The following is a 25,439-nucleotide window of genomic DNA, read 5'->3' on the forward strand; positions in this document are numbered from 1 at the left end:
TGTCGGTGAGCGGATGTGTACCATCCCTCGCTGCAGTCGCGAACGGAGGGTTGTCGAGGTGAGCGGAAGTTCCCGGGTCGGTCATATTGCCTTGCTTGGGAATTATCTGCCGCGACAGTGTGGCCTCGCGACCTACACCACCGACACTTACGACGCCCTGCGGAACCGGTTCCCCGACCTCAAGGTCGACGTCTATGCGATGGACGACCATCCCGGCCGCTACGCCTACCCCGCCGCCGTCACGGGCGCGATCCCGCAGGACGACCGGAGCGCCTATCTCGAGACCGCGAAGGCGATCGAGGCAAGCGGCGCCCAGGCGCTGTGGGTCCAGCACGAGTACGGCATCTATGGCGGCTCGGCCGGCGACTACCTGCTCGCCCTACTTGACCGGCTGACCATTCCGGTCATCGTCACGCTGCACACTATCCTGGAGAAGCCTAGCGCCGAGGAGCGCCGGGTGATGGACGCGCTGCTCCACCGCGCCGCGCGCGTGATCGTGATGGCGGACCGCGGGCGCGAGATCCTGACCCGGGTCTACGGCGCGAGCCCGCGCTCGATCGTGATGATCCCGCACGGTGTGCCCGATCGCCCGTTCGTCAACGCCAACACGCTCAAGCACGCGTTTGGCTGGAGCGGCCGCGACGTCATCCTGACCTTCGGCCTGCTCGCCCCCAACAAGGGGATCGAGACGATGATCGAGGCAATGCCCGCGATTGCCGCACAGCACCCATGCGCACTCTACGTGGTACTCGGCGCGACTCACCCGAACCTCGTCGCACACGAAGGCGAAGCGTACCGCGAGCGGCTCGCGACCCTTGCGGCCGACCTCGGCGTTGCGGGCAACATCCGCTTCATTGACGGCTTCGTCGAGCATGACGACCTGCTCGACTATCTGCAGGCGGCCGACATCTACGCGACGCCGTACAGCAACCCCGCTCAGATCACGAGCGGGACGCTCTCCTACGCGGTCGGAGTGGGCAAGGCGGTGGTCTCCACCCCCTATGTGCACGCGACCGAAATCCTGGCGGATGGGCACGGCGTGCTCGTCGACTTCGGCGACAGCGCGGCGTTCGGGCGCGAGATCAATGCCCTGCTCGGAAACGAGCGCAACCGCCTGAGACTGTCCGAGCGCGCCTATGCACGCGGTCGCACGATGATCTGGCCCCGACTGGCGGAGAAGGCGATGAGCGAGGTCGAGGTGATGGTGACGGCGCAGCCGCGACGATTGAATACGGGGGGCATGCTCTCCAACCTCAAGCCGGACCTGTCGGCGGTGGAACGGATGAGCGACTCGACCGGTATGCTCCAGCACTCGATCTTCTCGGTGCCCGACCGCCGCCACGGCTACTGCATCGACGACAATGCCCGCGCGCTGATCCTGCTCTGCGCAATCGACGACATCGACGATGCGACTCGCGACAAGTGGACGAGCATCTACGCGTCGTTCGTCCAGCATGCCTGGAACCCGGACAAGCGACGGTTTCGGAACTTCATGAACTTCGACCGTAGCTGGTGCGAGGAAACCGGTTCCGAGGACTCGAACGGTCGCGCGCTCTGGGCGCTGGGTGTGACGGCCCGCGACGCACGGGTGCAGAAGCATCGCGACTGGGCCGCGCGCCTGTTCGACGACACCGCCGCGCTCGCCTTCAAGCTCGGCTCGCCGCGCGCCCACGCCTTTGCCATGCTCGGCGCGGCGGCGATGCTGGAGGTGCAGCCGACCCACCGGCTGTCGCGCGAGCTGCTTGAGCGGTTCGGCAACGAGTTGCTGGTGCTGCTCGACACCGCCCGCCGCCCGGAGTGGAGCTGGTTCGAGATCGTGCTGGCCTACGACAACGCGCGCCTGCCGGAGGCGCTGATCCGATCCGGCCTCGCACTCGGCCGCGACGACTTCGTGGCGACCGGGCTCGAGACGCTGGAGTGGATCGAGGCACGCCAGACTAGTCCGGACGGCCGCTTTCGCGCGGTCGGTACCGACAGCTTCGGGCGCGAATATGCCGAGCCGCTGCCGTTCGACCAGCAGCCGCTGGAAGCGCAGGCGACGATCGACGCCTGTGCTGCCGCTTACCAGGCGACCGGTGACACGCGCTGGGTGGAGGGAGCGAACCGCGCCTACCGCTGGTACCTGGGCGCGAACGACCTGGACCTTCCGCTCGCCAGCTTCGGTGATGGCGGATGCTTCGACGGCTTGAACCCCGCCGGGCTTAACCGCAACCAGGGTGCGGAATCGATCCTCGCGTTACAATTGGCTTCCGTCGCGATTTCAGCTCTTGGAAAGCGTAGCGGAGCCGTGGCAGGGCAGGGCGGCGCGGTCGCCGCCTGAGCGGGCTGCGCACCTGACCTAACCGCTACACCGTTCCGGGGGGAACGCATGCTCGACCTGTTCACCCACGCGCTGCGGCTGCACGCCGACCCGTCCCGTGTCGTCGTCCGCCCGTTCCACATCGCTTGGGCGGGCCCGCGCATGGGCCCCAGCCGGACCGAGCGGCTGGTCCGCGAGGTGCTGGCGATGAGTCCGGGTCAGGCGCGCACGCAGCTGGAGGTCGTCCTCAAGGACTTCGAGGCGCGGCACTGGCAGACCCGGCGCGTGTTCATGACCCGCTACGACGAGATCGAACAGCAGCTCGGGCTCGACGGCAGCAAGATCGGCGACGAGAAGCGCCAGCTGATCGGCGCCTATTTCTGCCACGAGTACAGCTACGCCGCCGCCGCGCTGATGAACCCCAGCGTCGTCCCCCACCACGATCAGTCGGGCATGCCGCCGGGCGCGCAGCGGATCGTCATGTCGATGCGCGCGGTGGGCGAGGGGCACATCAGTTCCGTTGCCTTTCGTGAAGGAATCATCACCGACGACAACGAGCTGACGCTCGCCCCCGAACCGCCGTTCGCGACCGCCGCGGATGCGGTTGGAGGCGACGACGAGCTGCCGGTCGGCCCGGTCACCGTTTATCGCCACCGCGACTCGACGCTGTCGGGGACCGTGATCTTCCCAGTCACCGACCAGCAGTCCAAGGGACTGGAGGACCTGCGGCTGGTCGAGTTCACCCACGACGACGGAGTCAAGGAGTGGATCGGTACCTACACCGCCTATAACGGCTCGGCGATCCAGTCGGAACTGATGCGGACCAAGGATTTCCGCGCCTTTGATCTCGTGCCGATGACCGGCAGCGCCAGCCGCAACAAGGGCATGGCGCTGTTCCCGCGCAAGGTCGGTGGGAAGTACATGATGATCGGCCGCCAGGACGGTGAGAACGTTTTCATCATATCGTCGGACACGCTGGAGAACTGGGACGAGGGCGACCTGCTGCTGCGGCCGCACTATCCGTGGGAGCTGGTCCAGATGGGCAATTGCGGCCCGCCGATCGAAACGGACGAGGGTTGGATTCTGCTGACCCACGGCGTGGGCGCGATGCGGAAGTATTCGATCGGCGCCGCGCTGCTCGACCTTGACGATCCAACCAAGGTGATCGGCCGCACCAAGGAGCCGATCCTGGCCGCCGCCGACCAGGATCGCGAAGGCTATGTGCCCAACGTCGTTTACACTTGCGGTGCGACGCGGATCGGCGACCGGCTGTTCATTCCCTACGGCATCGCCGACAGCTCGATCGGCTTTGCGTTTGTCGAAATCAGGAAGCTGCTCGACCTGATGTGAGCGTGGCGGCGTAGAGCCACGCGATCGCTCCGGCGAAGACTGCAATGGCGAGCGGGACCGTCACCGCTTCGCCGAGCGAAGCGAGCGCGAGCGGCGCGTCGCTTCCGGTTCCCGCGACGATCCCGGCGAAGACGACGCCGAACAGGCTCTCGCCCACGATCAGCCCGGTCGCGGCGAGCACCCCCAGCCGCGTCGCGAAGGCGGGGTTGGCGCTGCGGCTGGCGCGGCGCTCATACCACCAGCCGATCAGCGCGCCAACCGGGATCAGCAGCGTCAGGCTCATTGGCAGGTAGATGCCCATGCCGACCCCGAGCGGCGGCAGGCGGACGTGCCCGACCCGGCCGAGCAGCTCGTCGATCGCGATCACGCCTGCGCCGATCGCCGCACCGATCCCGATCAGGCCCCAGTCGATGTCGCCACCGAGCACGCCCTGCGCCAGTGCGGCAATCAGCGACGCCTGCGGCGCGGCGAGTGCGTTGACGCCGGCGTTCGCCGTGCCCTGGAACCCGAACGCGGTGTTGAGCAGGTCGAGCACCGGCGGGATCGCCAGGCTGCCGAAGATCACTCCGAGGATCAACGCGAGCTGCTGCCGCCACGGCGTCGCGCCGACCAGCTGTCCGGTCTTCAGGTCCTGGAGATTGTCGTTGGAGATGGTCGCGACCGAGAAGACGATGGCGGTGGTGAACAGCGCATAGGCGACCAGCGCCTGGACGCGGGCCGGATCGCCGCCGTGGCCGAAGACAGCCGCGAGCAGCAGCGCGGCGCCGAGCACGGCGAGGATGCCCACCCCCGACACCGGCGAGTTGGACGCGCCGATCAGCCCGGCCATGTAGCCGCACACCGACGCGATCACGACTCCGACCACGAAGATGTAGAGCAGCGTGCCCCCGATCACGAGCGCGGGGTGCGCGGCAACCGGCCCAACGCGGGCAAAGTCCCACAACAGCCACGCGATCGGCAGGGCCGAGCAGATGATGGTCCCGGCAACGACGCCGATCGGCAGGTCGCGCTCCGTCAACGCGAGCAGCTCACCCCCGCGCCGCGCCCGCGACGCGACAAGCGCGCCGCGAATGCCTGCGATGATGGGGCCGAGGATCTTGAGCAGGGTCCACAATGCGGCGATCCCGATCGTTCCGGCACCGATGAAGCGCACATCCGAGCGGAAGACCGCGCCGACGACCGTGTCGATCGGATCGATCGCTGCCTGGTAGCTGGTCAGGACCGGCACCAGCACGCCCCAGCTGATCAGCAGTCCGACCAGCATGGCCACGCCGACCGACAGGCCGACCAGGTGCCCGACCCCGATCAGCGCCAGCGAGAAGCTGGTCGACACGCCCGTCGCCGACCCGGCGGACAGCTTGAAATTGCGCGCCGCCTCGCCCGCCACCAGCCGCAGCTGAACGAGCAGCGCGAAGCCGGCCGACAACAGACTGCCGAGCAGCAGCGCGCGGAGCCCGCGGGCACTCTCCTCCCCGCCCTCGCGCGATTCGGCGCCGACCTTGAGCACTTCGGCCGCCGCCACGCCTTCCGGAAAGGGCAGGTCGGAGCCGGTGACCAGTGCGCGACGCAGGGGGACGGAGAACATGACGCCCAGGATTCCGCCAACCGCGCAGACGAACGCCGTCGTCCAATACGGAAATCCCGACCACCACCCGACCAGCACCAGAGCGGGCAGCACGAAGATGATCGCCGCCAGCGTACCCGCCGCGCTCGCGATCGTCTGAACGATGTTGTTCTCGAGGATCGTGCCGGTGCGGAACAGCCGCAGCACCGCCATGGAGATGACCGCAGCGGGGATCGACGTCGCGAAGGTCAACCCGACCTTCAGCCCCAGATAGACGTTGGCGGCGGTGAACAGCACGGTGATGATCGCGCCGAGCACGACGCCGCGCAAGGTGAGTTCGCGCGGCCTGCGGGCGGGATTGGTGTCGATCATCGCCGGTGAGTGGCACGGAGATGCCAAGTGCGCAAACCACCGTCACCCCGGACCTGATCCGACGTCTTGCTTCGCTATGAGCAGTGACACGGCCACGAACTCCGGCTCACGACCGGCGTGACGAAGGAAGGAATTGCCACGCCTCCGCCCCGCCCCTAACCGCAGCGCGATGCGCGCCGAGCTTGCCCACATCCGGTCCTGGATCTTTGACATGGACAACACGCTCTACCCTGCCAGCGCCAACCTGTTCGCGCCCGTCGAACAGCGGATGACCGACTATATAGCACGGCTGCTCGACCTGGACGGGGCCGCGGCGGCCGAGCTGCGCGAAGGCTACTTCAACTCGCACGGCGCGACGCTTGCCGGGCTCATGGCCGAGCACGACGTCGATCCGCACGAGTTCCTGGCGCACGTCCACGACGTCGAGATGGACGTGCTGGAGGAGAACGCACCGCTGAGCGGCCTGATCGCGCGGCTGCCGGGGCGCAAGCTCGTCTTCACCAACGGCGACCTGCCCTATGCGACGCGGGTGCTGGACCGGCTCGGATTGGGCGCAAGCTTCGAGGCGGTGCACGACATTCACGCGATGGCGCTGATCCCGAAACCCGCCGCATCGGCGTACCGGAGCCTGTGCGAGGCCTATGCGATCGATCCGACGACCGCCTTCTTCGCCGACGACATGGCGCGCAACCTGGCGCCCGCCAAGGCGATCGGCATGACGACGCTGTGGATACACAACGGCGGTCCGGCGCCCGAGCGCGACGACTTCATCGACTATCGGACCGGCGACCTGACCGGCTGGCTCCATGACCTTTTGGGAGAGAACGCGTGACCGACCTGCCGCAGACCATCGAGGCCGCGTGGGAGGATCGCGCGAGCCTCTCCCCCGCGACCACCGGCGCGGTGCGCGACGCGGTCGACACCGCACTCGACCTGCTCGACCGGGGCGAGGCGCGGGTGGCGGAACCGGACGGCGACGGGTGGCGGGTCAACCAGTGGCTGAAGAAGGCGGTGCTGCTCTCCTTTCGCCTCAACGACAATGCCGCGATGGCGGGCGCCTTCGACAAGGTGCCTCTGAAGACCGCCGGCTGGGACGAGGGGCGCTTTCACGACGCGGGTTTCCGCGCGGTGCCGGGCAGCGTGGTGCGGCGCGGCGCCTTTATCGGACGCGGCGCGATCCTGATGCCGAGCTTCGTCAACATCGGCGCCTATGTCGGTGAGGGCACGATGGTCGACACCTGGGCGACCGTCGGGAGCTGCGCGCAGATCGGGCGCAATGTCCACCTGTCGGGCGGCGCCGGGATCGGCGGGGTGCTGGAGCCGCTCCAGGCCGATCCGGTGATCATCGGCGACGGCGCCTTCATCGGTGCGCGGTCGGAGGTGGCGGAGGGCGTGCGCGTCGGCGAGGGCGCGGTGCTGTCGATGGGCGTGTACCTCGGCGCCTCGACCCGGATCATCGACCGGGCGAGCGGCCGCGAATACCGCGGCGACGTGCCGCCCTATGCCGTGGTGGTGCCCGGTACCGCCCCGTCGGCGGCGAACCCTGACGGTCCGCAGCTCTACTGCGCGGTGATCGTGAAGACGGTGGATGCGCAGACCCGCTCCAAGACCGGGATCAACGAATTGCTGCGCGATTAGCCCGCCGGCGCGGCATCCGTGTCGCGCAGGAAGGAAACGAAGCGCTCGGTCGCGGCCGACAGATCGCGGGCATCATCGCCCAGCGCGGCGATGCTCGAGCGCACCTCCCCAGCCAGCGTCGCCGCGGCAACCGCGGCGGAAGCGACATGGCCGATCCGGAGCTCGATCGCCTGCGCGCTGTCGGCCGCGCGAGTGGCGCTCGCCTCCACCCCGCGCGCATCCGTCCGCTGCTCGGACACGGCGGTCGCGACCGCGTCGGCGGCCTCGGCGACCTCCGCAATGGCGGTCGAAACCTCGCCAATCTGGTCGCGCGAGCGCTCCATGCCCGCCCGGATCGATTCCAGCAGCACCGCGATCTGGTCGCTCGCGCGCTCGGAACTCGCGGCCAGCGCCTTCACCTCGGAGGCGACCACCGCGAAACCGCGGCCGGCATCGCCCGCGCGAGCCGCCTCGATCGTGGCGTTTAGCGCGAGCAGGTTGGTTGTCGCCGCGATCTTGCGGATGTCGGCGACGAACGCCTCAATCTGATCCGCCTCATCCGCCAGCCGCGCGATCGTGTCGGCGCTGCGCCGCCCGTGCGCCTGTGCATCGCCGGTCACCATGCGCTGCTGCTCGGCGGCGGTGCCGATCGTCGTCGCCGACCGGCCGAGCGACTGGAGCGCGGACGCGACCTGGTGGATCTCCACGCTCGCGCGGTCAGCGTTGCGGGCGACGTCCTGCGCCTCCTGCCCCGCCGCCCGCGCGACCTGGTCGAGCGACCCAGCCGACCCGGCCAGCGCGCCGATCGCGGCATCGACGGAGCGGACGATCCTGAGCACCGATCCCTCGAACTGGCTGGCGAGCGTGATCAGCTCCGCCCGGCGCTCGGCGGCGCTGCGCAGTTCCACACGCTCGCGTTGCACACGCTCGCTGGCGGCAGCCCGGTCCGACGCCTCCGCCGCGGTCAGCGCGGTGGCGGCCCGGACCTGTTCGACCTCCGCCTGGCGCAGCAGCCGCTCCGTCTCCGCGACGGCGGCGTCCTGGCGCTCGATCAGCAGCAGCAGCTTGTTGGCGACGAACGACAGGATCGCGCATTGCAGCACCACGGCGCCAGCGTGGAACAGCACGCGCCCGAGATTTCCGGTATCGGCAAAGACCCAGCTCGGCGCCGACCACTCGAGTAACAGGTGGTGCACCGCGATCAGGCCGGAGGCGAGCGCAATCGGCCGCCAGTCGCACAGCATTGTCAGCGACGCGAGCGCGACAAAGAAATACATGTGCGCGTCCATCTGCCACGGATGGCCGCGCAGGACGAAGACGAGCAGCGCCGGCATGAACGCGACCAGCGGCGCCGCGATCAGCCGCGCCTCCGCGTCATAGCGTCCGCGCGCCGCCACCCACGTCGGCCCGGCGAGGATCGCGCCACCGACCGCGAGCAGCGCGAAGCCGTCGCCCTGCTCCAGCACGGCACCAGCGACCAGAATCATGACGAGGCACAGCCAGCCGAGTGCGGCCAGCAGTTCCAAGCCGCGGACACGCAGGCGATCGACGGCTCCGGTCGGGCGGGGTGCCGACGACCAGGATGGGAAGGATGGTCGGGCGAACGCCATCGTCAGCGCAAGCCTCCCGCGCCGCAGCCGCCGCCACCCGCGATCACCAGCAGCCCGGCGGCGAGCGCCGCAGGCAGCAGCCGCGCGCGCGTGCCGCGAACCATGACAGAACCCGCCACCGGTCCGCGCCCGATCAGTTGGGCGTCATGCAGGAAGGCGAACCTGATCATGTCGCCCTCGTTGCCGCCAGCGACCGGAATGAGCAGCATTGCTCCGGTAACAGGTGGTGACAGGAGGAGCGCCGCCACGCCGACAACCGCCGCGACGAGCTGTCCCGCGAGCAGGCGGTAGCGTGCCGTGGGTCGGCACACCGCTTCAGCAACCGGTAGGACAGGCATTGTCATGCCACCCCCTTGCGCGCGAACGGTAAAGATGCCGGTAACGCTGCCGCCGATGCGAGCGGATCGGCGCGCTACCGTTCCGATCCGGCGCTAATCGCGGCGGATCGGCGGCACTCCGAGGCGCGGAATGTCGATCGCGGGACAGCGATCCATCACAACCTGCAGCCCGGCCGCCTCGGCGCGCGCCGCCGCCTCGTGGTTGACGACGCCGATCTGCATCCACACCGCCTTGGCACCGATCGCGATCGCCTCATCGACCGCCTCGCCCGCTGCCTGCGGACGGCGGAAGATGTCGACGATGTCGATCGGATCGCCCAGCTGCGCGAGGTCACGGAACACGAACTCGCCGTGGATGTGCTCGCCGGTGATCTGGGGATTGACTGGAATCGTGCGGTAGCCGTGATCCTGCAGAAACCGCATCACGCCCCACGATGGCCGGTCCGGCCGGTCGGACGCGCCGACAACCGCGATCGTGCGGGCGCTCTCAAGCAGCGCCCTGATGTCCTCGTCGCGGGTGAGCGGCATGCTATCCTCCTGCGCGCGCGAGCCAGTCCTCTACTCGTGCCGCTACCGCATCGAACGCAGCCCCGTCGGGGCCGTTCCCCGCCGCCGGGGGCGTGCCCGCGTCCGATGCCTTCCGGATCGCGATGGACAGCGGGATGCGGCCGAGAAAGGGAATGCCGAGCCCGGCCGCCGCCTCCTCTGCTCCGCCCGCTCCGAACGGGTCGGAAACGCCGCCGCAGTGCGGGCAGGCGTAGCCGGCCATGTTCTCGACCAGCCCGATGATCGGCACTTCGGCCTGCGCGAACAGGTCGATCGCGCGGCGCGCATCGATCAGCGCTAAATCCTGCGGCGTCGACACGATGACCGCGCCCGCGGGCCGGTGCTTCTGGATCATGGTGAGCTGGACGTCCCCCGTCCCTGGCGGCAGGTCCAGGATCAGCGTGTCGGTGTCGCCCCAGTGCGCATCGAGCAGCTGGCCGAGCGCATTGCCGAGCATCGGCCCGCGCCACGCGACCGCCTTGCCCGGCGGCACCAGCATCCCGACGGACGTGATCGATACCCCGGCGGCCGTCGCCACCGGCACCATGCGGTTGTCGCGCGCGTCCGGACGCGCCTCGGCCACGCCGAACAGCGTCGGCTGCGACGGGCCGGCGATGTCGGCGTCGACCACGCCGGTTCGCCGCCCGCCGCGCGCCAGCGACACTGCCAGGTTGGCCGAGACCGTCGACTTCCCTACACCGCCCTTCCCGCTCGCCACCGCGATAAGGCGCCGGCCGGTCCGCGCCGTCGTCCGTGCGACCCGCACCTCCGCGATCCCGAACGCCGCCGCCGCGGCGCGCGCCGCCGCCTCGCGCAGGTCGGCCTCGTGCGGGGCAAGCCCGGTCACGTCCAGGATGATGCTGGCGCGGCCGTTGGCGACGCGCGCCGTCGCGCCGGGGGGAAGATCGGGGATCATCGGCGCGATTTAGGGCCCCGCGCGTACCTCGCCACTGTTTTTCCCCGGTAAGACACTTATAAAAGACTGCATGAGACTTTCAGACGGGTGGCGCGCAGCGGGCGCGCTGTTCAACGAACCGCCGAAGAGCCCGTGGGGGGGCAAGAGCGGCAACGGTGACGACGCGGGCAAGCCGGCGGGCGATGGCGCTCGCAACCCCTGGGCGTTTCCGCCGGAAGGCCGCCGTCCCAAGCACGGTGCCACCAGCACGCTGGACGAGCTGCTGCGCCGGGCGCGCAGTGGCGGTGGGGGCGGCGGCTCGCCGTTCGGCGGCGCCTCGGGCGGGCGGCTGTGGGCGATCGGCATCGCGCTGCTCGTCGCGATCTGGATCGTCTTCACGAGCTTTCACTCCATCAGCCCGCAGGAGCGCGGCGTCGTGACCTTCTTCGGCCGGTACGCCGGCACGCTGGAGCCGGGTATCCGAATGACGCTGCCCGCGCCGTTTAATTCGGTGCAGACGGAGGACGTACAGAACATCCGGTCCGAGACGTTTCCCGAGGGGAATGGCGAGAACCTGATGCTGACCGGTGACCAGAACGTCATCGACTTGGCCTACTCCGTCCGCTGGAACATCGACAATCTGCAGGATTACGTCTTCCAGATCCGCGATCCGGAGGAGACGGTGCGCGCAACCGCGGAGAGCGCGATGCGCGAGGTCGTCTCGTCGGTGACGCTCGACCAGGCGCTCGGCGCCGGGCGCACGTTGATCGAGGCGCGGGTGCAGGAGCGTATCCAGCAACTGCTCGACGATTACGATGCGGGCGTCCGCATTCAGGGCGTCGCGATCAGCAAGGCCGATCCGCCCGCGCAGGTCAACGACGACTTCAAGGCGGTGTCCGCCGCGCAGCAGCAGGCGCAGGCCGATCTCAACAACGCCCGTGCCTATGCACAGCAGGTGATCGCCCGCGCGCAGGGCGAGGCCGCGCAGTTCGACAAGATGTACGAGCAGTATCGCCTGGCGCCGGAAGTGACCCGCCGCCGAATGTACTACGAGACGATGGAGCAGGTGCTGGCCAAGTCGAACAAGACGATCGTCGAGGCGCCGGGCGTGACCCCGTACCTGCCGCTCCCCGAGGCGCGGAAGAGCCTGCCGGAGCCGACCACGCCCGCACCCGCCGTCCAGGGGGAGGCGAACCGATGATCTCGCTTCGCAACCCCATGGTGCTCGGCATCGCGCTGCTGGCGCTGCTGATTGTGCTCGCCAGCACCTTCACCATCGTGCCGGAGACCCGCCAGGCGGTGGTCCTGCGCTTCGAGCAGCCGGTCGGCCGCCCGATCAACGGCTGGGCCGACGGCCAGCAGTTCGGCCGCACCGGCGCCGGGCTGATCGCGCGCATCCCCTTCGTCGACAAGATCGTGTGGGTCGACAAGCGCGTGCTGAGCGTGGACCTGGAGGACCAGCAGGTGCTCTCGACCGACCAGCTCCGCTTGCAGGTCGACGCGTTCGCGCGGTTCCGGGTGGTCGATCCGCTGAAGATGGTGATCACCGCGCGGACGGAGGACGGCGTCATCTCCGCGCTTCGGCCGCTGTTCTCCTCATCGCTGCGGGCGGAACTCGGCAAGCGCGACTTCGCGGTGCTGCTCAGCCCCGAACGCGGCGCAGTAATGGACAATATCCAGAACCGGCTCCAGCGGCTCGCCAGCCAGTACGGCGTGCAGATCGTCGACGTGCGCATCAAGCACGCCGACCTGCCGGACGGTACCCCGCTGGAGAGCGCGCTCAACCGGATGCGGACCGCGCGGCAGCAGCAGGCGCTGACGATCCGCGCGCAGGGCCAGCGCAACGCGCAGATCGTCCGCGCCGATTCGGACGCACAGGCATCGAAGATCTATGCCGACAGCTTCGGCAAGGACGCCGACTTCTACGATTTCTATCGCGCGATGCAGTCGTACCGCTACACCTTCGGGGCGGACGGCAGCGCGGAGGATGGTCGCGGGGGTACGTCGATCATCTTGAGCCCGCGCAACGGCTACCTACGTGAATTCAGTGGGGCTGGACGCGACTGAAGCACCCTTCGGCTTCAGTCGGCGTTCAGCCAGTCGACGCCATGAGACCGGGTCGCTCGACTAATCAGAGCTGAGAGGAACAACAGAAACGTGCGTTACGCCTACGCCCTTACCGCAGCCCTGCTCCTCGGCGGCACCGCCGCGTCCATCGCGATCCAGCCGCCGGCCGGCGCGCAGACCGCCCAGAACGAACCCGGCACCATCGCCGCCGCCGCGCCGCGCCCCGGCGCACCGATGAGCTTCGCGGACATGGTCGCCAAGCTCCAGCCGGCAGTGGTTAACATTTCCACGACGCAGCGGGTTACGGTCAACCAGCAGGCCAACCCGTTCCAGGGCACGCCGTTCGGCGAGCTGTTCGGGTTCGGCGGCCAGGGCGGTGGCGGCGCGCCCGTTACGCGGCAGGCGCAGTCGCTCGGGTCGGGCTTCCTGATCTCCGCCGACGGCTATGTCGTGACGAACAATCACGTCGTCTCCGCCGGCGGCGGGCAGACGCCCGGCAGCCGTCCGACCAATTCGGCGGTTGTTGAGTCGATCACGGTGACGCTGCCCGACCGCCGCGAGTTCAAGGCGCGGCTGATCGGTCGCGATCCGGCGTCCGACCTCGCGCTGCTCAAGATCGACGGCGCCAACCTGCCGTTCGTCCGCTTCGGCGATTCGACCGCGACGCGCGTCGGCGACTGGGTCGTCGCGATCGGCAATCCGTTCGGGCTCGGCTCGACCGTGACCGCCGGTATCGTCTCGGCGGTCCACCGCGTGCCGCAGGGCGGCGCGCGCGACCGCTTCATCCAGACGGACGCGTCGATCAACCAGGGCAACTCGGGCGGGCCGATGTTCGACCTGAACGGCAACGTGATCGGCATCAATTCGCAGATCTTCTCGCCGACTGGCGGCAACGTCGGCATCGGTTTCGCGATTCCGGCGGAGGAGGCCAAGCCGGTCATCGACACGCTGCTCAAGGGGCGCTCGGTCCAGCGCGGCTATCTCGGCGTCGGCATTCAGCCGGTCACGTCCGACCTAGCCGGAGCGCTGGGCCTGGCGCTTAACCGCGGCGAGATCATCAGTCGCGTCGAGCCGGGTCAGGCGGCCGAGAAGGCCGGTCTCCGGCAGGGTGACGTTGTCGTTTCCGTCGCTGGCAAGGAAGTCACGCCGGACCAGACGCTCAGCTACCTGGTCGCGAACCAGGCGCCGGGGACGCGCGTTCCGTTGGAGGTCATCCGTGACGGGCGCCGGATCAACTTGACGGCGACCGTCGGTACGCGCCCGCCGGAGGACCAGCTGGCGCAGTTCAGCGAGGGCGACGACGATGGTGACCTGCCGCAGGGTGACGGCAATCAGACGGCGCCCGCCAGCAATCCGCTCGGCATCCAGGTGACGCCGCTCACCCCGCAGATCGCACGCAACCTGGGCGTCGATCCGGCGACCCGCGGCGTGGTCATCGTCTCGGCCGATCCGTCGAGCGATGCGGCGGCCAAGGGCCTTCGCCGCGGTGACGTGATCGTCTCGGTCAACGGCACTGCGGTGACGTCCGCCGCGGCGCTGAACCAGGCGGCAGCGGCGGCCAAGGCGGCCGGCCGCGACTCGGTGGCGCTCTACTTCACCCGCTCGCGCGGTGTCGGCGGCTACGTGGCCGTCCGCCTGCGCTAGTTAGACGTTTCGGCATCCGCTATCCCGAGCTCGATCACGGGAAGGGATAGCGGATGACCGAAGCGATAGTCATCGGTTCGAGTGCGAGCGGATCGCGGCAGGAGCTGGTGCTCCGCCGCGCCAACCGTCACGGTCTGATCGCCGGCGCGACCGGTACCGGCAAGACCGTCACGCTGCAGGGCATCATCGAGGGGCTGTCCGCCGCCGGCGTGCCCTGCTTCGTCGCCGACGTGAAGGGCGACCTGTCCGGCCTCGCCCTGCCCGGCTCTCCCACCGCCAAGCCCCACGCCATCTTTGCGGCGCGCGCGGCCGAGATCGGCATGGCCGACTGGTCCTATGCGGGAACGCCGGTCCAGTTCTGGGACCTGTTCGGCGAGGGCGGGCACCCGGTCCGTACCACCGTCAGCGAGATGGGCCCGCTGCTGCTCGCCCGGCTGCTCGGGCTGAACGAGGTGCAGGAGGGCGTGCTCAACATCGCCTTTCACGTCGCTGACGAGGACGGGCTGCTGCTGCTCGACCTCGACGATCTGGGCGCGATGCTCGCCGAGTGCGCTGCGCGTGCCGAGGAACTGACCACCAGCTATGGCAACGTCAGCAAGCAGTCGGTGGGCGCGATCCAGCGCGCGCTGCTCTCGCTACGGTCACAGGGCGGTGAGCATTTCTTCGGCGAACCCGCGCTCGACATCCATGACCTGATCGCGACCGACGATGCTGGGCACGGCGTCGTCAACATCCTCGACGCGACCAAGCTGATGGCGTCGCCCAAGCTCTACGCCACCTTCCTGCTGTGGCTGCTGTCCGAGCTGTTCGAGACGCTCCCGGAGATCGGCGATTCGGACAAACCAGTACTGTGCTTCTTCTTCGACGAGGCGCACCTGCTGTTCGACGATGCTCCGGCGGCGCTCACCGACAAGATCGAGCAGGTTGTGCGGCTGATCCGGTCGAAGGGCGTCGGCGTCTACTTCATCACCCAGAATCCGATCGACATCCCGGACAAGGTCGCAGGCCAGCTGAACAATCGCATCCAGCACAAGCTCAACGCCTTCACGCCCCGCGACCAGGCGGCGGTGCGCGCCGCGGCCGAGACGTTCCGTGCCAACCCCGGCGTCGATGTGGCGACCGCCATTACCGAGCTGAAGGTCGGCGAGGCGCTCGTCTCGCTGCTCCAGCCGGACGGCGCGCCGTCCCCGGTCGAGCGCACGCTGATCCGCCCGCCCGCCTCGCGCGTCGGTCCCGTTAGCCCACAGGAGCGCGCGGTGCTGATCGGCACGGACGCGATCGGGGCCAAGTACGACGAGGCGATCGACCGCGAGAGTGCGGCCGAGCTGCTGTCGGCCAAAGCGAGCGAGGCAGCCGCCGCCGCCGCCGCGACCGAGGCGCAGGCGGCAGCGGAGAAGGCGGCCGCGCTCCAGGCCAAGACCGATGCCGCAGCGGCGAAGGAAGCGGCACGCGCGGAGCTGGCCGCGCAGAAGGCGGCCGACCGCGAGGCACGGCTGCGCGAGAAGGCGGAACGTGACGCGGCGCGAGAGGCGGCGAACTCGCCTTGGAACAAGGCGGTGACCTCCGCGACCCGCTCGGCGAGCTCGACCGTCGGCCGCGCGCTCGCGAACGAAGTGACCAAAGCGGTGCTCGGTTCGGGGCGCGGGCGGGGACGCGCGAGCGGCGGGTTGCTCGGCGGGCTGGTGCGGGGCGTGCTCGGCGGGCTTTTCCGCGGGTGAGCGCGCGGCTGCTCGCCGTCTATGTCGGCGGCGTCGCGGCGCTCGGGCCGGAAAAGGTGCCGAGCGCGTTCGTGAAGTCGCCGGTCGCGGGGTCGGTCACGGTCGATCTGCTCGGACTCGCCGGCGATGCGCAAGCGGACCTGTCCGTCCACGGCGGGCCGGACAAGGCGGTCTATGGCTACCCGGCCGATCGCTACGCCGGGTGGCAGGCGCAGTTCCCGGCGCTCGCCGATGCGCTGGTTCCCGGCGCGCTGGGCGAGAACCTGGCGATCACCGGGCTGGTCGAGGACGACCTTTGCGTCGGCGACGTCCACGCGGTCGGCACCGCACTGCTCCAGGTCTGCCAGCCGCGCCAGCCGTGCTTCAAGCTCGCGCTCAAGCTCGGCGAACCGCGTGCGGGCAGGCACATGGTACGGAGCGGCTGGTCGGGCTGGTACTACCGCGTGCTGCGGCCGGGTATTGTTGCGGCAGGCGACCCGGTGACGATCAAGGAGCACGGCACCTTCCCATTCCCGCGACTGGTCGAGATCATCAACCGTGGGGGTGCGCGTCCCGACGAGCTCGACACGCTGGCCGCAGCGGAAGGCGTCGCCGAGCGCCTCCGCCGCAACGCCGCGCGTGAGCGCGTGCTTGGGTCCTCGCGGCCGCTGGGGTAGGCTACCCGTAACGAAGGAGCCCTCATGAACGCCCCCCTGTCCGACTGGACCGCCGCCGGCGCCGCCGAGCTCGATCAGGTGATCGCGCTGCGCCGCGCGATCCACGCCGAGCCCGAGATCGGGCTGCACTGCCCGCTGACCACCGCCAAGCTGCGGGCGGCGCTCGCGGGCCTTCCGCTCGAGATCCACGAATCGGGCTCGACCACCGGCTTCGTCGCGATCCTGCGCGGGGGCGGGGGCAACGGGCGCACCGTGCTGCTGCGCGGCGACATGGATGCGCTGCCGATGACGGAGGAGACGGGCCTCGACTTCGCAAGCACGATCCCCGGCGCGATGCACGCCTGCGGGCACGACAGCCACTCGGCGATGCTGGTCGGGGCCGCGCGGGCGCTGTGCGCGCGGGCGGACGAACTGCCCGGAACGGTGGTGTTCATGTTCCAACCCGGTGAGGAGGGCTACCACGGCGCAAGGGCCATGATCGCCGACGGGCTGCTCGACGTCGCGCGGCCCGACGCGGCCTTCGCGCTTCACATTCACCCCAATGTGCCCGGCGGCGTGGTCGCGAGCCGGGCGGGACCGCTGCTCGCCTCCACCGACGCGCTCAACATCGCGGTGCGCGGGCGCGGCGGCCACGCGGCGATGCCGCACGAGAACGTCGATCCGATCCCCGTTGCGTGCGAGATCGTCGGCGCCCTCCAGACACTGATCGCGCGGACGATCCCGGTCCACGATCCCGCCGTGCTCTCGATCACCAAGATCAGCGGCGGCTCTGCCTACAACATCGTGCCGGACGAGGTGACGATGCTCGGCACGCTGCGCACCCTCTCGCCCGAGACCCGCGAGAAGGCGCGCGCGGGCCTCACCCGCGTGGTGGAGACGGTGGCGGCGGCGCACGGCTGCACCGGCACGGTCCGGATCGACGACGGCTATCCGGTGACGCAGAACGACCCGCGCGCGACCGCGCTGATCCGCGACATCGCGGAAGCGATCGGCGGCGCCGACGGCTGGCACAGCATGGCCGCGCCGATCATGGGGGGTGAGGACTTCAGCTACGTGCTGCGCGAGGTGCCGGGCGCGATGGCCTTCATCGGCGTCGCGGCGCCCGGCAGCGATCCCGCAACCAACCCGTCGCTTCACAATACCCGAATGACCATCGACGAGAGCGTCATGGCAAAGGGGATCGCGCTTCACTGCGCCTTTGCGACGCGGGTGCTGGAAAGCGGCCTGCCCGAGGTGGGGTGACAGCCCACCGCCGCTTCGCTAGGCGGCGGAAATGACGCTGGTCGGCATCATCATGGGCTCGCAGTCCGATTGGGAAACGATGCGCCATGCGAGCGAGACGCTGGACGCGCTCGGCGTCCCGCACGAGACCCGGATCGTCTCCGCGCATCGCACGCCCGACCGGCTGGTCGATTACGCGAAGAGTGCCGCCGGCCGCGGGCTGAAGGTGATCATCGCGGGCGCCGGTGGCGCGGCGCACCTGCCCGGGATGACCGCGGCGATGACCCACCTTCCCGTGCTCGGGGTGCCGGTCGAATCCAAGGCGCTGAAGGGCATGGATAGCCTGCTGTCGATCGTCCAGATGCCGGGCGGCATTCCCGTCGGCACGCTTGCGATCGGCAAGGCCGGCGCAATCAACGCCGGGCTGCTTGCGGCGGCGATCCTGGCGACCAGTGACGATCTGTTCGCGGAACGGCTGATCGCGTGGCGAGCCGCTCAGACCGACAGCGTAGCGGAGCAGCCCGCTGGCTGAGCCCCTTCCCCCCGGCAGCACGATCGGCATCCTCGGCTCAGGGCAGCTCGGGCGCATGCTGAGCATCGCGGCGGCGCAGCTCGGCTACCGCACCCACATCTACGCGCCGGAAACGGGGCCGGCGAACGACGTCTCGCCGCTGCTCACCCGCGCACGCTACGACGATGCGGGCGCACTCTCCGCCTTCGCGCGCAGTGTCGACGTGGTGACCTATGAGTTCGAGAATGTCGCCTTCGCCCCAATCGCCGCGCTCGCGCCGCTGGTCCCGGTGCGCCCCTCCGCCTTGAGCCTCGCGACCGCGCAGGACCGGGTGAACGAGAAGCGCTTCGTGGAGGGACTGGGCGGCCGGCCGGCGCCGTGGCGTGAGGTGTTGAGCCTCGCCGACCTGGAAACCGCCATTGCCGAGATCGGCTGCCCGGCGGTGCTCAAGACATCGCGCTTCGGCTACGACGGTCACGGGCAGGCGCGGCTAAAGTCACCCGACGATGCCGCGACCGCCTGGGACCGGATCGGCGCGGCCCCGGCGATCCTGGAGGCGTTCGTCGCGTTCGAGCACGAGTTCTCGATCGTGCTGGTGCGCGGGCTCGATGGGCAGATCGTCAGCTACGCGCCGCCCGTCAACGTCCACCGCGACGGCATCCTCGCGACCTCCACCATCCCTGCCCCCGCCGCGGTCGCCGCGCAGTGGACGGAAGCCGCGACCCTCGCCGGTCGGGTGGCCGACGCGCTCGACCACGTCGGCGTGCTGACGCTGGAGTTCTTCGTCGGCACGGACGGCCCGGTGTTCAACGAGATGGCACCTCGCGTCCACAACTCCGGCCACTGGACGATCGAAGGCGCGGTCACCAGCCAGTTCGAGAATCACATCCGCGCGATCTGCGGACTGCCGCTCGGCAGTACCGACACGGTCGGCACCGGCGCGGTGATGGAAAACCTGATCGGCGACGACGCCGCGCGCTGGCCGGAGTTGCTGGCTGACCCGAATGCGCACCTTCACCTCTACGGCAAGCATGAGGCGCGCCCCAGGCGCAAGATGGGGCATGTGACGCGGGTACCGCGGTAGCGCTCGATGCAGGCCGGGGCCGAACGTCCGCTCTCGCCCTATAGCGGACGTTCAAGGCATCGGTGTCGGCCAACACATGTACCGGGCATCCTCAACCGAGTTCATCCCGCGGACTTCGAAGCCGGGCAGCTGTCTTAGCCGTTTGAGCGCAGCATCTTCCCCGGTCGCCAACTGCGGAAACGCAACTCGCGTTTGCCCAGTGTCGTCCTTCAGCAACCACCAGACGTCGACGCCCCACGGTCCGTTCTCGTTGGTCTCGACGTATACTGCCGCGACGTCGATCATCCGCATGCGCTGCTCCGCCCGTCCTGGCGCTCGGCAGACAATCTCGTCATCTGCGGTGACCTCCACAACGAACGCCGCTTCTGGATGCCTCATTCTGCAAGGCTGCCTCGTTTACGGCTAAAGGGCAACGTCCGCTTCCCACCAAAAGCGGACGTTCAGTACTCGCCAGAGTGGACCCGCGACTGGTGCGCGAAGTAGTCTCCGTAAGCGCTGCGACCCTCGAACACTCCAGGCGATAGCTCATCTGGCTGCAAGCTGCGCGCATGCGCCATCATCGCCGCGGCAGCGGCCGTCCACTCGTTCTCGTCACCGAAGGCCCAAGGCGTAATCCCAGCCATAATAGCCGCCACAAAGAGGAACTCGGCGTCCTCTGACGCTTGGCCGCCGAAATGGTTGAAGACCTCGTGCCATAACTCAGCGGAAGCTGGATCATAGGTCAGTCCGGTGAGGAACTCTGGTTCCGCCCAGTGCCACCATGAGAGGAAGAGGAGGTGCAAGGCGGTTTCGCGGTCGCGACTCCCCCCGAACCAATCGCTTCGGAGCGCCTGGTATGTTTCTTCCATTGAAAGCCTGCTTCTCAAACCAGGAGCGTCGTAGAAACAAAGAGGGCGCGCCCTCGCGGACGCGCCCTTTTTTGCCGCTGCGAAGCGATCAGCCGACCCGATTACCCGTCATCGGAAAGCTGCCGAACGCGCCGGCGGTCACCTGGCCGCGGAGCGTGTCGCCGTCGACCGTCGCTTCGGCGGTCAGCGTCATCGGCATCGGCACGCTGATGTCGAGGCTCCAGGTCAGCGTGTCGCCGTTCACGCGCCCTTCCTTAATCTCGGTCGTGCCCATCGCGCCCGAGTACTGGCCGGTGAAGGTGTCGCCATTGCTCTGGATCGTCAGCGTCGCCTGCTGGTCGCCCATCGGCGACTTCACCAGCGTGTCCCAGCTGCCATCGACGTTTGCCATGCTATCCTCTCACTCCGTCGGCCGCGGCGCCGCCGCGGGAGTCGCGGGGGCGGCCGGGCTTGCACCGACCACCTCGACGGGGAGGCCGATCGAGTCAAGCTGCGGCTTCACCTTGGCGGCGTCGCCGACCACCACCCAGGTCAGCTTGGCGGGATCGAACACGCCGCGCGCTGCCTGGTCTAGTGCCGCTGGGGTCAGCGCCTGGTACCGCCCGGCAAGCGTCGCATAATAGTTGTCCGGCCGGCCGTACTGGTCGTTGCGGATCAACGCGCCGAGCAGGTCGCTGCCGGTCTCGAAGCTGCCCGGCAGCGACAGCACAGAGTTGCGGATCGCGCGGCCCGCCTCGTCCGCAGTCGTCCCCTTGGTGGAGAGCCACGCGGTCAGGTCGTTCCGCGCTTCCGTGATCGCCGGCCCGGTCTTGTCGGTCTGCACCGGCGCGATCACGAGCAGCGGCATCCGGTCCTTCGTGGTCTGCAGCGACGTGCCGGCATAATAGGCCCAACCCTTGGTCTCGCGCAGGTTGGTGATCAGGCGCGAGGTGGAAGAGCCGCCGATCACGTCGTTGGCAATATTGAGGGCGATCGGGTCCTCCGTTCCCTTTACCGGGGTAACGGCGCCGGCGATGATCATCGACTGCGGACTCTGCGGCTTGTCGATTAGCAGGATGCGCGGCTGGGGCGTGGGGACGGGCGCGGTGAACGCCTTCACACCCTTCGGGACAGCCGGCGCGCGCCAGCTGCCGAAACGGCTCTCCAGCAGAGGCTTCATCTCGCCGAGCGTGGTGTCGCCGACAACGTAGAGCGTGCCATTGTCCGGCCGGATCCACTTGGCATGGAAGGCGACCAGATCGTCGCGGGTCGCGGCGCGCACGCCCTCGGGCGAGCCCGAACCGGTCAGCGGGATGCCGTAGGGGTGCTGCGTGCCGTAGATCAGCGGCGGCAGGGTGCGGAGCGCGATGCCCTGCGGCTGGGTCATCTCCGACGCGATCCGGGCGAGCTGGGCGGTGCGCAGCCGCTCCACCTCACCGGGCGCGAACGCCGGGTTGCGGACGATGTCGGCGAGCAGGTCGAGCGAGGGCGCCAGATTGGCCTTGAGCGCGGCAACAGAGACGCTGGTCGAGTCGAGCCCGCCCGACGCCGACACGGTCGCACCAAGCCGCTCCTCTTCCTGGGCGATCTGCGCGGACGAGCGGGTGGTGGTCCCCTCCTCCAGCAGCGAGACCATCAGCGCGTGGGTGCCGAGCTTCGCGCGGTCGTCGGCGGCACTCCCGGCATCGAAGGCGGCAGCGACGCGCACCACCGGCACGGTGCTGCGGCGCGCGAACACGACCTTCATGCCGTTTGACAGCGTCGTGCGCTCGACCGCGGGGAACTGGAGCGCGGCGAGCTGGCCGACCGCGGGCTGCGGGCGGGTCGGCGCGGGCGTGTTCGCCGCGACCTGGTTCTTGACCGCGGGCGCCTCGACCGCCGCGGTGTCGTTGCCGGCGAGCGCCTGATCGGCGGCGGACCGCTCGCCCGGCGCCAGCGTCAGGCGGAAGGCGGGGCGGGCGAGCCACTTGCGCGCGGCCGCCAGCACGCTGGCCGGGGTCGCCGCCGCGATGGTCTGCAGGTCCTTCTTGTACTCGGCCGGATCGTTCGAATAGACCGCGCCTTCGGCGAGCGCGACCGCCTTGCCGCCGAAGCCGCCGACCTGCTCCAGCCCCTTGACCCGGTTGGCGAGCGTGGTGGTCGCGGCGCGGCGCACCTCGTCCTCGGTCGGGCCGTTCTTCAGGAACTCGGCGACGATCTCGTCCACGCGGCGCCCGACCTGTGCGGCGTCGCCGCCCGGCTTCACCCGCGCGCTGATCTCCGCGAACGACAGGTTCTCCTGCACCTGGAGACCGGCGCTCACGCCGACGGCGATCTTCTCGTTGCGGACCAGCGCGTCGTTGAGGCGCGAGCTGCCGAGCCCGCCGATGATGTCGAGCGCAAGGTCGAGCAGGTTCGATTCCTGGTCGACGGCGCCAGGCGCGGTCCACTCGCGTTGCACGCGGGTCTGCGCGACGCGGTCAAACATCACCTTTTCGACCGGGGCGGGAAGCGTCGGGATCGCAACGGCGGGGCGCGGCGTGTCGGGTCCGCGCTTGATATCGCCGAAGTAGCGCGTGACCTTCTGCTTGGCGGTTGCGAGGTCGATGTCGCCGGCGAGCACAAGCACCGCATTGTTGGGGCCGTAATGCTCGCGGAACCAGTTCTTCACGTCCTCCAGGCTCGCCGAGTTCAGGTCCGCCATCGAGCCGATTGTCGAGTGCCGGTACGGGTGCCCCACCGGCAGCAGCGCGGCGAGTTCGGCATACTCGACCAGGCCGCCGGGCTCGTTCTCGCCCATGCGCTTCTCGTTCTGGACGACGCCGCGCTGGTTATCGAGCTTCTCCTGCGTCACCGCGCCGAGCAGGTGACCCATGCGGTCGCTTTCCAGGAACAGCATGCGGTCGAGCGCGCCGGTCGGCACGGTCTGGAAGTAGTTGGTGCGATCGAACCAGGTCGTCCCGTTCCAGTCGGTCGCGCCGATCTCCTCCAGCCGCCCGAAGAAGGCGCCCGGCGCATTCTCCGACCCGTAGAACATCATGTGCTCGAACAGGTGGGCGAAGCCGGTCTTGCCCGCGGGCTCGTTTTTGGATCCGATATGGTACCAGACCGACACCGCGACGACCGGCGCCTTGCGGTCGGTGTGGACGATTACGCGCAGGCCGTTCGGCAGCGTGAAGGTCTCGTAGGGGATGTTCACCTGGTTCACGAGGTCGGTCAATGACGTGCGCGCGGTGCCTTGCGCGAGTGCAGGAGCGGCGAGCGCGGTGAGCGAAACGGCGGCGGCCAGGCGTAGGGCGGTGCGGTACATGAAGGCAGGCTTCCCGGACGAAGGAGGGTTGCCGCCGTGCTACCGCGCGCGACCGGCCGCGCACAAGGCGGGCCGGTGCAGTTCGCATCCGCGACCTTGCGTCCGGCAGGAGTTTGACGCCAAACCGCTTAGGCCCGCCTGGTTCCGGAGAGACTTGCCGATGCGCCCCCTTCTCGCCCTGCTGCTCGCCAGCTTGCCCACCGCCTCCGTCCTGGCGCAGCAGGCAGCGCCCCAGATCCGGCCGGAGCAGGTCCGCGCGCACGTCTCCTTCCTGGCCGACGACGCGCTGGAAGGGCGCGACGCGGGCACCCGCGGCTACGACGTCGCCGCACGCTACGTCGCGACCCAGTTCGATGCGCTGGGGCTGAAGCCCGGCGGCGACAAGGGCGGCTGGTACCAGACGATCCGCTTTCAGGCGGCGCGGATCGATCCCACGAAGCCTGCGGGCGTGACGATCGGCGGCAGGCGGTTCGCGCAGGGAGACGACGTGCTGGTCACCCCCGACGCGCGGTTCCCGACCCAGGCTTTGACCGCACCGGCGGTGTTCGTCGGCTACGGCCTGGACGCGCCGCAGTACAAGGCGGACGACTATGCTGGCCTGGACGTCCGCGGCAAGATCGTGGTGATGGTGCGCGGCACGCCTGCCGGCATCCCGAGCGATGTGGCGGCGACGCTCTCGGCCACCAAGGCGGAAGTGGCGGAGCGCAAGGGCGCGATCGGGATCGTGACATTGGTCACGTCCGATACGCTGAAGGCCTATCCGTGGGCGCGGATCGTTGCGCAATCGGGCGAGCCGCGCACGCTGATGGTCGAGCCCGACGGCAAGCCGCGACTCCGCGCGCCCGGCGTCCAGGCGCGCGCCACCGTGGCACAGGGCGCCGCAGCCGCGCTGTTCGCGGGCACCCGCTCCTCCTTTATGGCGATCGACGCAGCCTATCAGAAGAAGGCGGCCCTTCCTCGCTTCGCGTTACCGGGTGAGGTCACGATTGCGCAGTCGACGGCGGTTTCCGAGAGCCGCAGCCCCAACGTCATCGGCGTGCTGCCGGGCAGCGATCCGGCGCTCAACACCGAGTACGTCCTCGTCACCGCCCACCTCGATCACAACGGCATCCACGCGGACGCGCCCGGTGCGGACAAGGTGTTCAACGGCGCGATGGACAATGCCGCCGGCGTCGCTGTCATGCTGGAGGCGGCGCGCGCCTTCACCGCGTCGGGCAAGCCGCCGAAGCGCTCGGTGATGTTTGCCGCGGTGACGAGCGAGGAGGATGGGCTGCTCGGCTCAGACTATCTCGCGCGTCACCCCGTCGTGCCGGCGGGCGGCACCGTAGTCGCCAACGTCAACCTCGACATGCCGGTGCTGCTCTACATGCTCGACGACGTGGTCGCGTTCGGGGCCGAGCACTCGGAGGTCGGGCAGGCGGTCGCACGCGCGGCGGCGGCGAGCGGCCTGACGCTCTCGCCCGACTTCATGCCAAACGAGAACGTCTTCGTCCGCTCCGACCACTACAGCTTCGTCAAGCAGGGCGTGCCGTCCGTCATGCTGGCGACGGGGGTGAAGAACGACGGCGAGCGGATCTTCCGCGAGTTCCTGGGCAAGACGTACCACTCCCCGGCCGACCAGATCGATCTGCCGTTCAATTGGGAGTCGGCGGCCAAGTTCGCGGTAGTGAATTACGCGATTGCGCGCGACCTGGCCGATGCGCCGGCCCGTCCGCGCTGGTACACCGGCAGCCCCTTCGGTGACCAGTTCGCACCCAACCAGCCGAAGGCGCCACGTCCGGCCAAGTGACCCCCTTGTGTTGCCTTAATATCACACCATCTCTGCGGTGAG

The 25,439-nt window shown here is 69.3% G+C and carries 22 protein-coding genes; 13 read left to right on the forward strand and 9 right to left on the reverse strand.

From position 1 onward, the window contains the following. The first annotated feature begins 13 nt into the window (after positions 1-13). Positions 14-2,320, forward strand: coding sequence for a glycosyltransferase family 4 protein (locus CRO12_RS03460; RefSeq protein WP_097062582.1), 2,307 nt, complete (start codon positions 14-16; stop codon positions 2,318-2,320). Between the two features lie 48 nt (positions 2,321-2,368). Further along, positions 2,369-3,649 (forward strand): glycoside hydrolase family 130 protein, encoded by a 1,281-nt coding sequence (locus CRO12_RS03465; protein ID WP_097062583.1) that lies wholly within the window; start codon positions 2,369-2,371, stop codon positions 3,647-3,649. On the opposite strand, the gene CRO12_RS03470 is transcribed toward CRO12_RS03465, so the two are convergent. Then, positions 3,624-5,585 carry an OPT family oligopeptide transporter gene (locus CRO12_RS03470; RefSeq protein WP_097062584.1) on the reverse strand — a complete coding sequence of 654 codons (1,962 nt, stop codon included), beginning with the start codon at positions 5,583-5,585 and terminating at the stop codon, positions 3,624-3,626. The genes CRO12_RS03465 and CRO12_RS03470 overlap by 26 nt on opposite strands. A 169-nt stretch (positions 5,586-5,754) precedes the next feature. Between CRO12_RS03470 and CRO12_RS03475 the strand changes: the two genes are divergently transcribed. After that, positions 5,755-6,417 carry a pyrimidine 5'-nucleotidase gene (locus tag CRO12_RS03475; RefSeq protein WP_097062585.1) on the forward strand — a complete coding sequence of 221 codons (663 nt, stop codon included), beginning with the start codon at positions 5,755-5,757 and terminating at the stop codon, positions 6,415-6,417. Continuing rightward, positions 6,414-7,223: a 2,3,4,5-tetrahydropyridine-2,6-dicarboxylate N-succinyltransferase gene (locus tag CRO12_RS03480; RefSeq protein ID WP_097062586.1), complete on the forward strand. Its 810-nt coding sequence runs from the start codon at positions 6,414-6,416 to the stop codon at positions 7,221-7,223. Before CRO12_RS03475 ends, CRO12_RS03480 begins: the two co-directional genes overlap by 4 nt. Here CRO12_RS03480 and CRO12_RS03485 read toward each other — a convergent pair. The 4 genes from CRO12_RS03485 to CRO12_RS03500 all read right to left on the reverse strand — a co-directional run bounded on the left by CRO12_RS03485 (position 7,220) and on the right by CRO12_RS03500 (position 10,612). Then, entirely contained in the window at positions 7,220-8,812 is a 1,593-nt protein-coding gene (locus tag CRO12_RS03485; protein WP_097062587.1) for a methyl-accepting chemotaxis protein, read from the reverse strand. The two genes, CRO12_RS03480 and CRO12_RS03485, sit on opposite strands and share 4 nt — an antisense overlap. Before the next feature lie 2 nt (positions 8,813-8,814). Continuing rightward, a complete protein-coding gene (locus tag CRO12_RS17655; RefSeq protein WP_144033513.1) occupies positions 8,815-9,156 on the reverse strand; it encodes a hypothetical protein in 342 nt (113 codons plus the stop codon). A gap of 87 nt (positions 9,157-9,243) precedes the next feature. Continuing rightward, complete coding sequence (locus CRO12_RS03495) at positions 9,244-9,678, reverse strand: CoA-binding protein (protein ID WP_097062589.1); 435 nt, start codon at positions 9,676-9,678, stop codon at positions 9,244-9,246. Position 9,679: 1 nt separating this feature from the next. Next, entirely contained in the window at positions 9,680-10,612 is a 933-nt protein-coding gene (locus CRO12_RS03500; RefSeq protein WP_097062590.1) for an Mrp/NBP35 family ATP-binding protein, read from the reverse strand. Between the two features lie 70 nt (positions 10,613-10,682). On the opposite strand from CRO12_RS03500, the gene hflK reads away from it, so the two are divergent. The 8 genes from hflK to CRO12_RS03540 all read left to right on the forward strand — a co-directional run bounded on the left by hflK (position 10,683) and on the right by CRO12_RS03540 (position 19,492). After that, positions 10,683-11,792 (forward strand): protease modulator HflK, encoded by a 1,110-nt coding sequence (gene hflK / locus CRO12_RS03505; RefSeq protein WP_097062591.1) that lies wholly within the window; start codon positions 10,683-10,685, stop codon positions 11,790-11,792. Next, on the forward strand, positions 11,789-12,658 hold the full coding sequence (hflC, locus tag CRO12_RS03510; protein WP_097062592.1) for a protease modulator HflC: 870 nt from the start codon (positions 11,789-11,791) through the stop codon (positions 12,656-12,658). Before hflK ends, hflC begins: the two co-directional genes overlap by 4 nt. A gap of 90 nt (positions 12,659-12,748) precedes the next feature. Continuing rightward, positions 12,749-14,302, forward strand: coding sequence for a Do family serine endopeptidase (locus CRO12_RS03515; protein WP_097062593.1), 1,554 nt, complete (start codon positions 12,749-12,751; stop codon positions 14,300-14,302). 53 nt (positions 14,303-14,355) lie between these two features. Beyond that, the gene (locus CRO12_RS03520) at positions 14,356-16,020 is read left to right on the forward strand and encodes a helicase HerA-like domain-containing protein (RefSeq protein ID WP_097062594.1); all 1,665 of its coding nucleotides are present in this window, start codon (positions 14,356-14,358) and stop codon (positions 16,018-16,020) included. Further along, a complete protein-coding gene (locus CRO12_RS03525) occupies positions 16,017-16,676 on the forward strand; it encodes an MOSC domain-containing protein (RefSeq protein WP_218838852.1) in 660 nt (219 codons plus the stop codon). Before CRO12_RS03520 ends, CRO12_RS03525 begins: the two co-directional genes overlap by 4 nt. A gap of 24 nt (positions 16,677-16,700) precedes the next feature. Then, entirely contained in the window at positions 16,701-17,918 is a 1,218-nt protein-coding gene (locus CRO12_RS03530) for a M20 metallopeptidase family protein (RefSeq protein ID WP_097062595.1), read from the forward strand. Between the two features lie 31 nt (positions 17,919-17,949). After that, complete coding sequence (gene purE, locus CRO12_RS03535) at positions 17,950-18,429, forward strand: 5-(carboxyamino)imidazole ribonucleotide mutase (RefSeq protein WP_097062596.1); 480 nt, start codon at positions 17,950-17,952, stop codon at positions 18,427-18,429. Continuing rightward, entirely contained in the window at positions 18,422-19,492 is a 1,071-nt protein-coding gene (locus CRO12_RS03540) for a 5-(carboxyamino)imidazole ribonucleotide synthase (RefSeq protein ID WP_097062597.1), read from the forward strand. The genes purE and CRO12_RS03540 overlap by 8 nt, the downstream gene beginning before the upstream one ends. 51 nt (positions 19,493-19,543) lie before the next feature. On the opposite strand, the gene CRO12_RS03545 is transcribed toward CRO12_RS03540, so the two are convergent. The 4 genes from CRO12_RS03545 to CRO12_RS03560 all read right to left on the reverse strand — a co-directional run bounded on the left by CRO12_RS03545 (position 19,544) and on the right by CRO12_RS03560 (position 23,608). Then, a complete protein-coding gene (locus CRO12_RS03545) occupies positions 19,544-19,783 on the reverse strand; it encodes a hypothetical protein (protein ID WP_097062598.1) in 240 nt (79 codons plus the stop codon). Between the two features lie 149 nt (positions 19,784-19,932). Then, on the reverse strand, positions 19,933-20,340 hold the full coding sequence (locus tag CRO12_RS03550) for a hypothetical protein (RefSeq protein ID WP_097062599.1): 408 nt from the start codon (positions 20,338-20,340) through the stop codon (positions 19,933-19,935). Between the two features lie 88 nt (positions 20,341-20,428). Then, a complete protein-coding gene (locus CRO12_RS03555; RefSeq protein ID WP_097062600.1) occupies positions 20,429-20,731 on the reverse strand; it encodes a hypothetical protein in 303 nt (100 codons plus the stop codon). Positions 20,732-20,740: 9 nt separating this feature from the next. Beyond that, the gene (locus tag CRO12_RS03560) at positions 20,741-23,608 is read right to left on the reverse strand and encodes a M16 family metallopeptidase (protein WP_097062601.1); all 2,868 of its coding nucleotides are present in this window, start codon (positions 23,606-23,608) and stop codon (positions 20,741-20,743) included. A 160-nt stretch (positions 23,609-23,768) separates the two neighbouring features. Between CRO12_RS03560 and CRO12_RS03565 the strand changes: the two genes are divergently transcribed. Further along, positions 23,769-25,397, forward strand: a complete 1,629-nt coding sequence (locus CRO12_RS03565; RefSeq protein WP_097062602.1) for a M28 family metallopeptidase — start codon at positions 23,769-23,771, stop codon at positions 25,395-25,397. Positions 25,398-25,439: the final 42 nt, after the last annotated feature.

Source organism: Sphingomonas guangdongensis, assembly GCF_900199185.1.
GTDB classification, from domain to species: domain Bacteria; phylum Pseudomonadota; class Alphaproteobacteria; order Sphingomonadales; family Sphingomonadaceae; genus Sphingomonas; species Sphingomonas guangdongensis.

Bases quoted from the DNA above. Each gene is read 5' to 3' on its own strand.
- CRO12_RS03520 (WP_097062594.1), top strand. From the start codon at position 14,356: ATGACCGAAGCGATAGTCATCGGTTCGAGTGCGAGCGGATCGCGGCAG.
- CRO12_RS03560 (WP_097062601.1), bottom strand. From the start codon at position 23,608: ATGTACCGCACCGCCCTACGCCTGGCCGCCGCCGTTTCGCTCACCGCG.
- CRO12_RS03475 (WP_097062585.1), top strand. From the start codon at position 5,755: ATGCGCGCCGAGCTTGCCCACATCCGGTCCTGGATCTTTGACATGGAC.
- CRO12_RS03495 (WP_097062589.1), bottom strand. From the start codon at position 9,678: ATGCCGCTCACCCGCGACGAGGACATCAGGGCGCTGCTTGAGAGCGCC.
- CRO12_RS17655 (WP_144033513.1), bottom strand. From the start codon at position 9,156: ATGACAATGCCTGTCCTACCGGTTGCTGAAGCGGTGTGCCGACCCACG.
- CRO12_RS03470 (WP_097062584.1), bottom strand. From the start codon at position 5,585: ATGATCGACACCAATCCCGCCCGCAGGCCGCGCGAACTCACCTTGCGC.
- CRO12_RS03460 (WP_097062582.1), top strand. From the start codon at position 14: ATGTGTACCATCCCTCGCTGCAGTCGCGAACGGAGGGTTGTCGAGGTG.
- CRO12_RS03545 (WP_097062598.1), bottom strand. From the start codon at position 19,783: ATGCGGATGATCGACGTCGCGGCAGTATACGTCGAGACCAACGAGAAC.
- CRO12_RS03565 (WP_097062602.1), top strand. From the start codon at position 23,769: ATGCGCCCCCTTCTCGCCCTGCTGCTCGCCAGCTTGCCCACCGCCTCC.
- purE (WP_097062596.1), top strand. From the start codon at position 17,950: ATGACGCTGGTCGGCATCATCATGGGCTCGCAGTCCGATTGGGAAACG.
- CRO12_RS03555 (WP_097062600.1), bottom strand. From the start codon at position 20,731: ATGGCAAACGTCGATGGCAGCTGGGACACGCTGGTGAAGTCGCCGATG.
- CRO12_RS03550 (WP_097062599.1), bottom strand. From the start codon at position 20,340: ATGGAAGAAACATACCAGGCGCTCCGAAGCGATTGGTTCGGGGGGAGT.
- hflC (WP_097062592.1), top strand. From the start codon at position 11,789: ATGATCTCGCTTCGCAACCCCATGGTGCTCGGCATCGCGCTGCTGGCG.
- CRO12_RS03530 (WP_097062595.1), top strand. From the start codon at position 16,701: ATGAACGCCCCCCTGTCCGACTGGACCGCCGCCGGCGCCGCCGAGCTC.
- CRO12_RS03485 (WP_097062587.1), bottom strand. From the start codon at position 8,812: ATGGCGTTCGCCCGACCATCCTTCCCATCCTGGTCGTCGGCACCCCGC.
- CRO12_RS03500 (WP_097062590.1), bottom strand. From the start codon at position 10,612: ATGATCCCCGATCTTCCCCCCGGCGCGACGGCGCGCGTCGCCAACGGC.
- hflK (WP_097062591.1), top strand. From the start codon at position 10,683: ATGAGACTTTCAGACGGGTGGCGCGCAGCGGGCGCGCTGTTCAACGAA.
- CRO12_RS03465 (WP_097062583.1), top strand. From the start codon at position 2,369: ATGCTCGACCTGTTCACCCACGCGCTGCGGCTGCACGCCGACCCGTCC.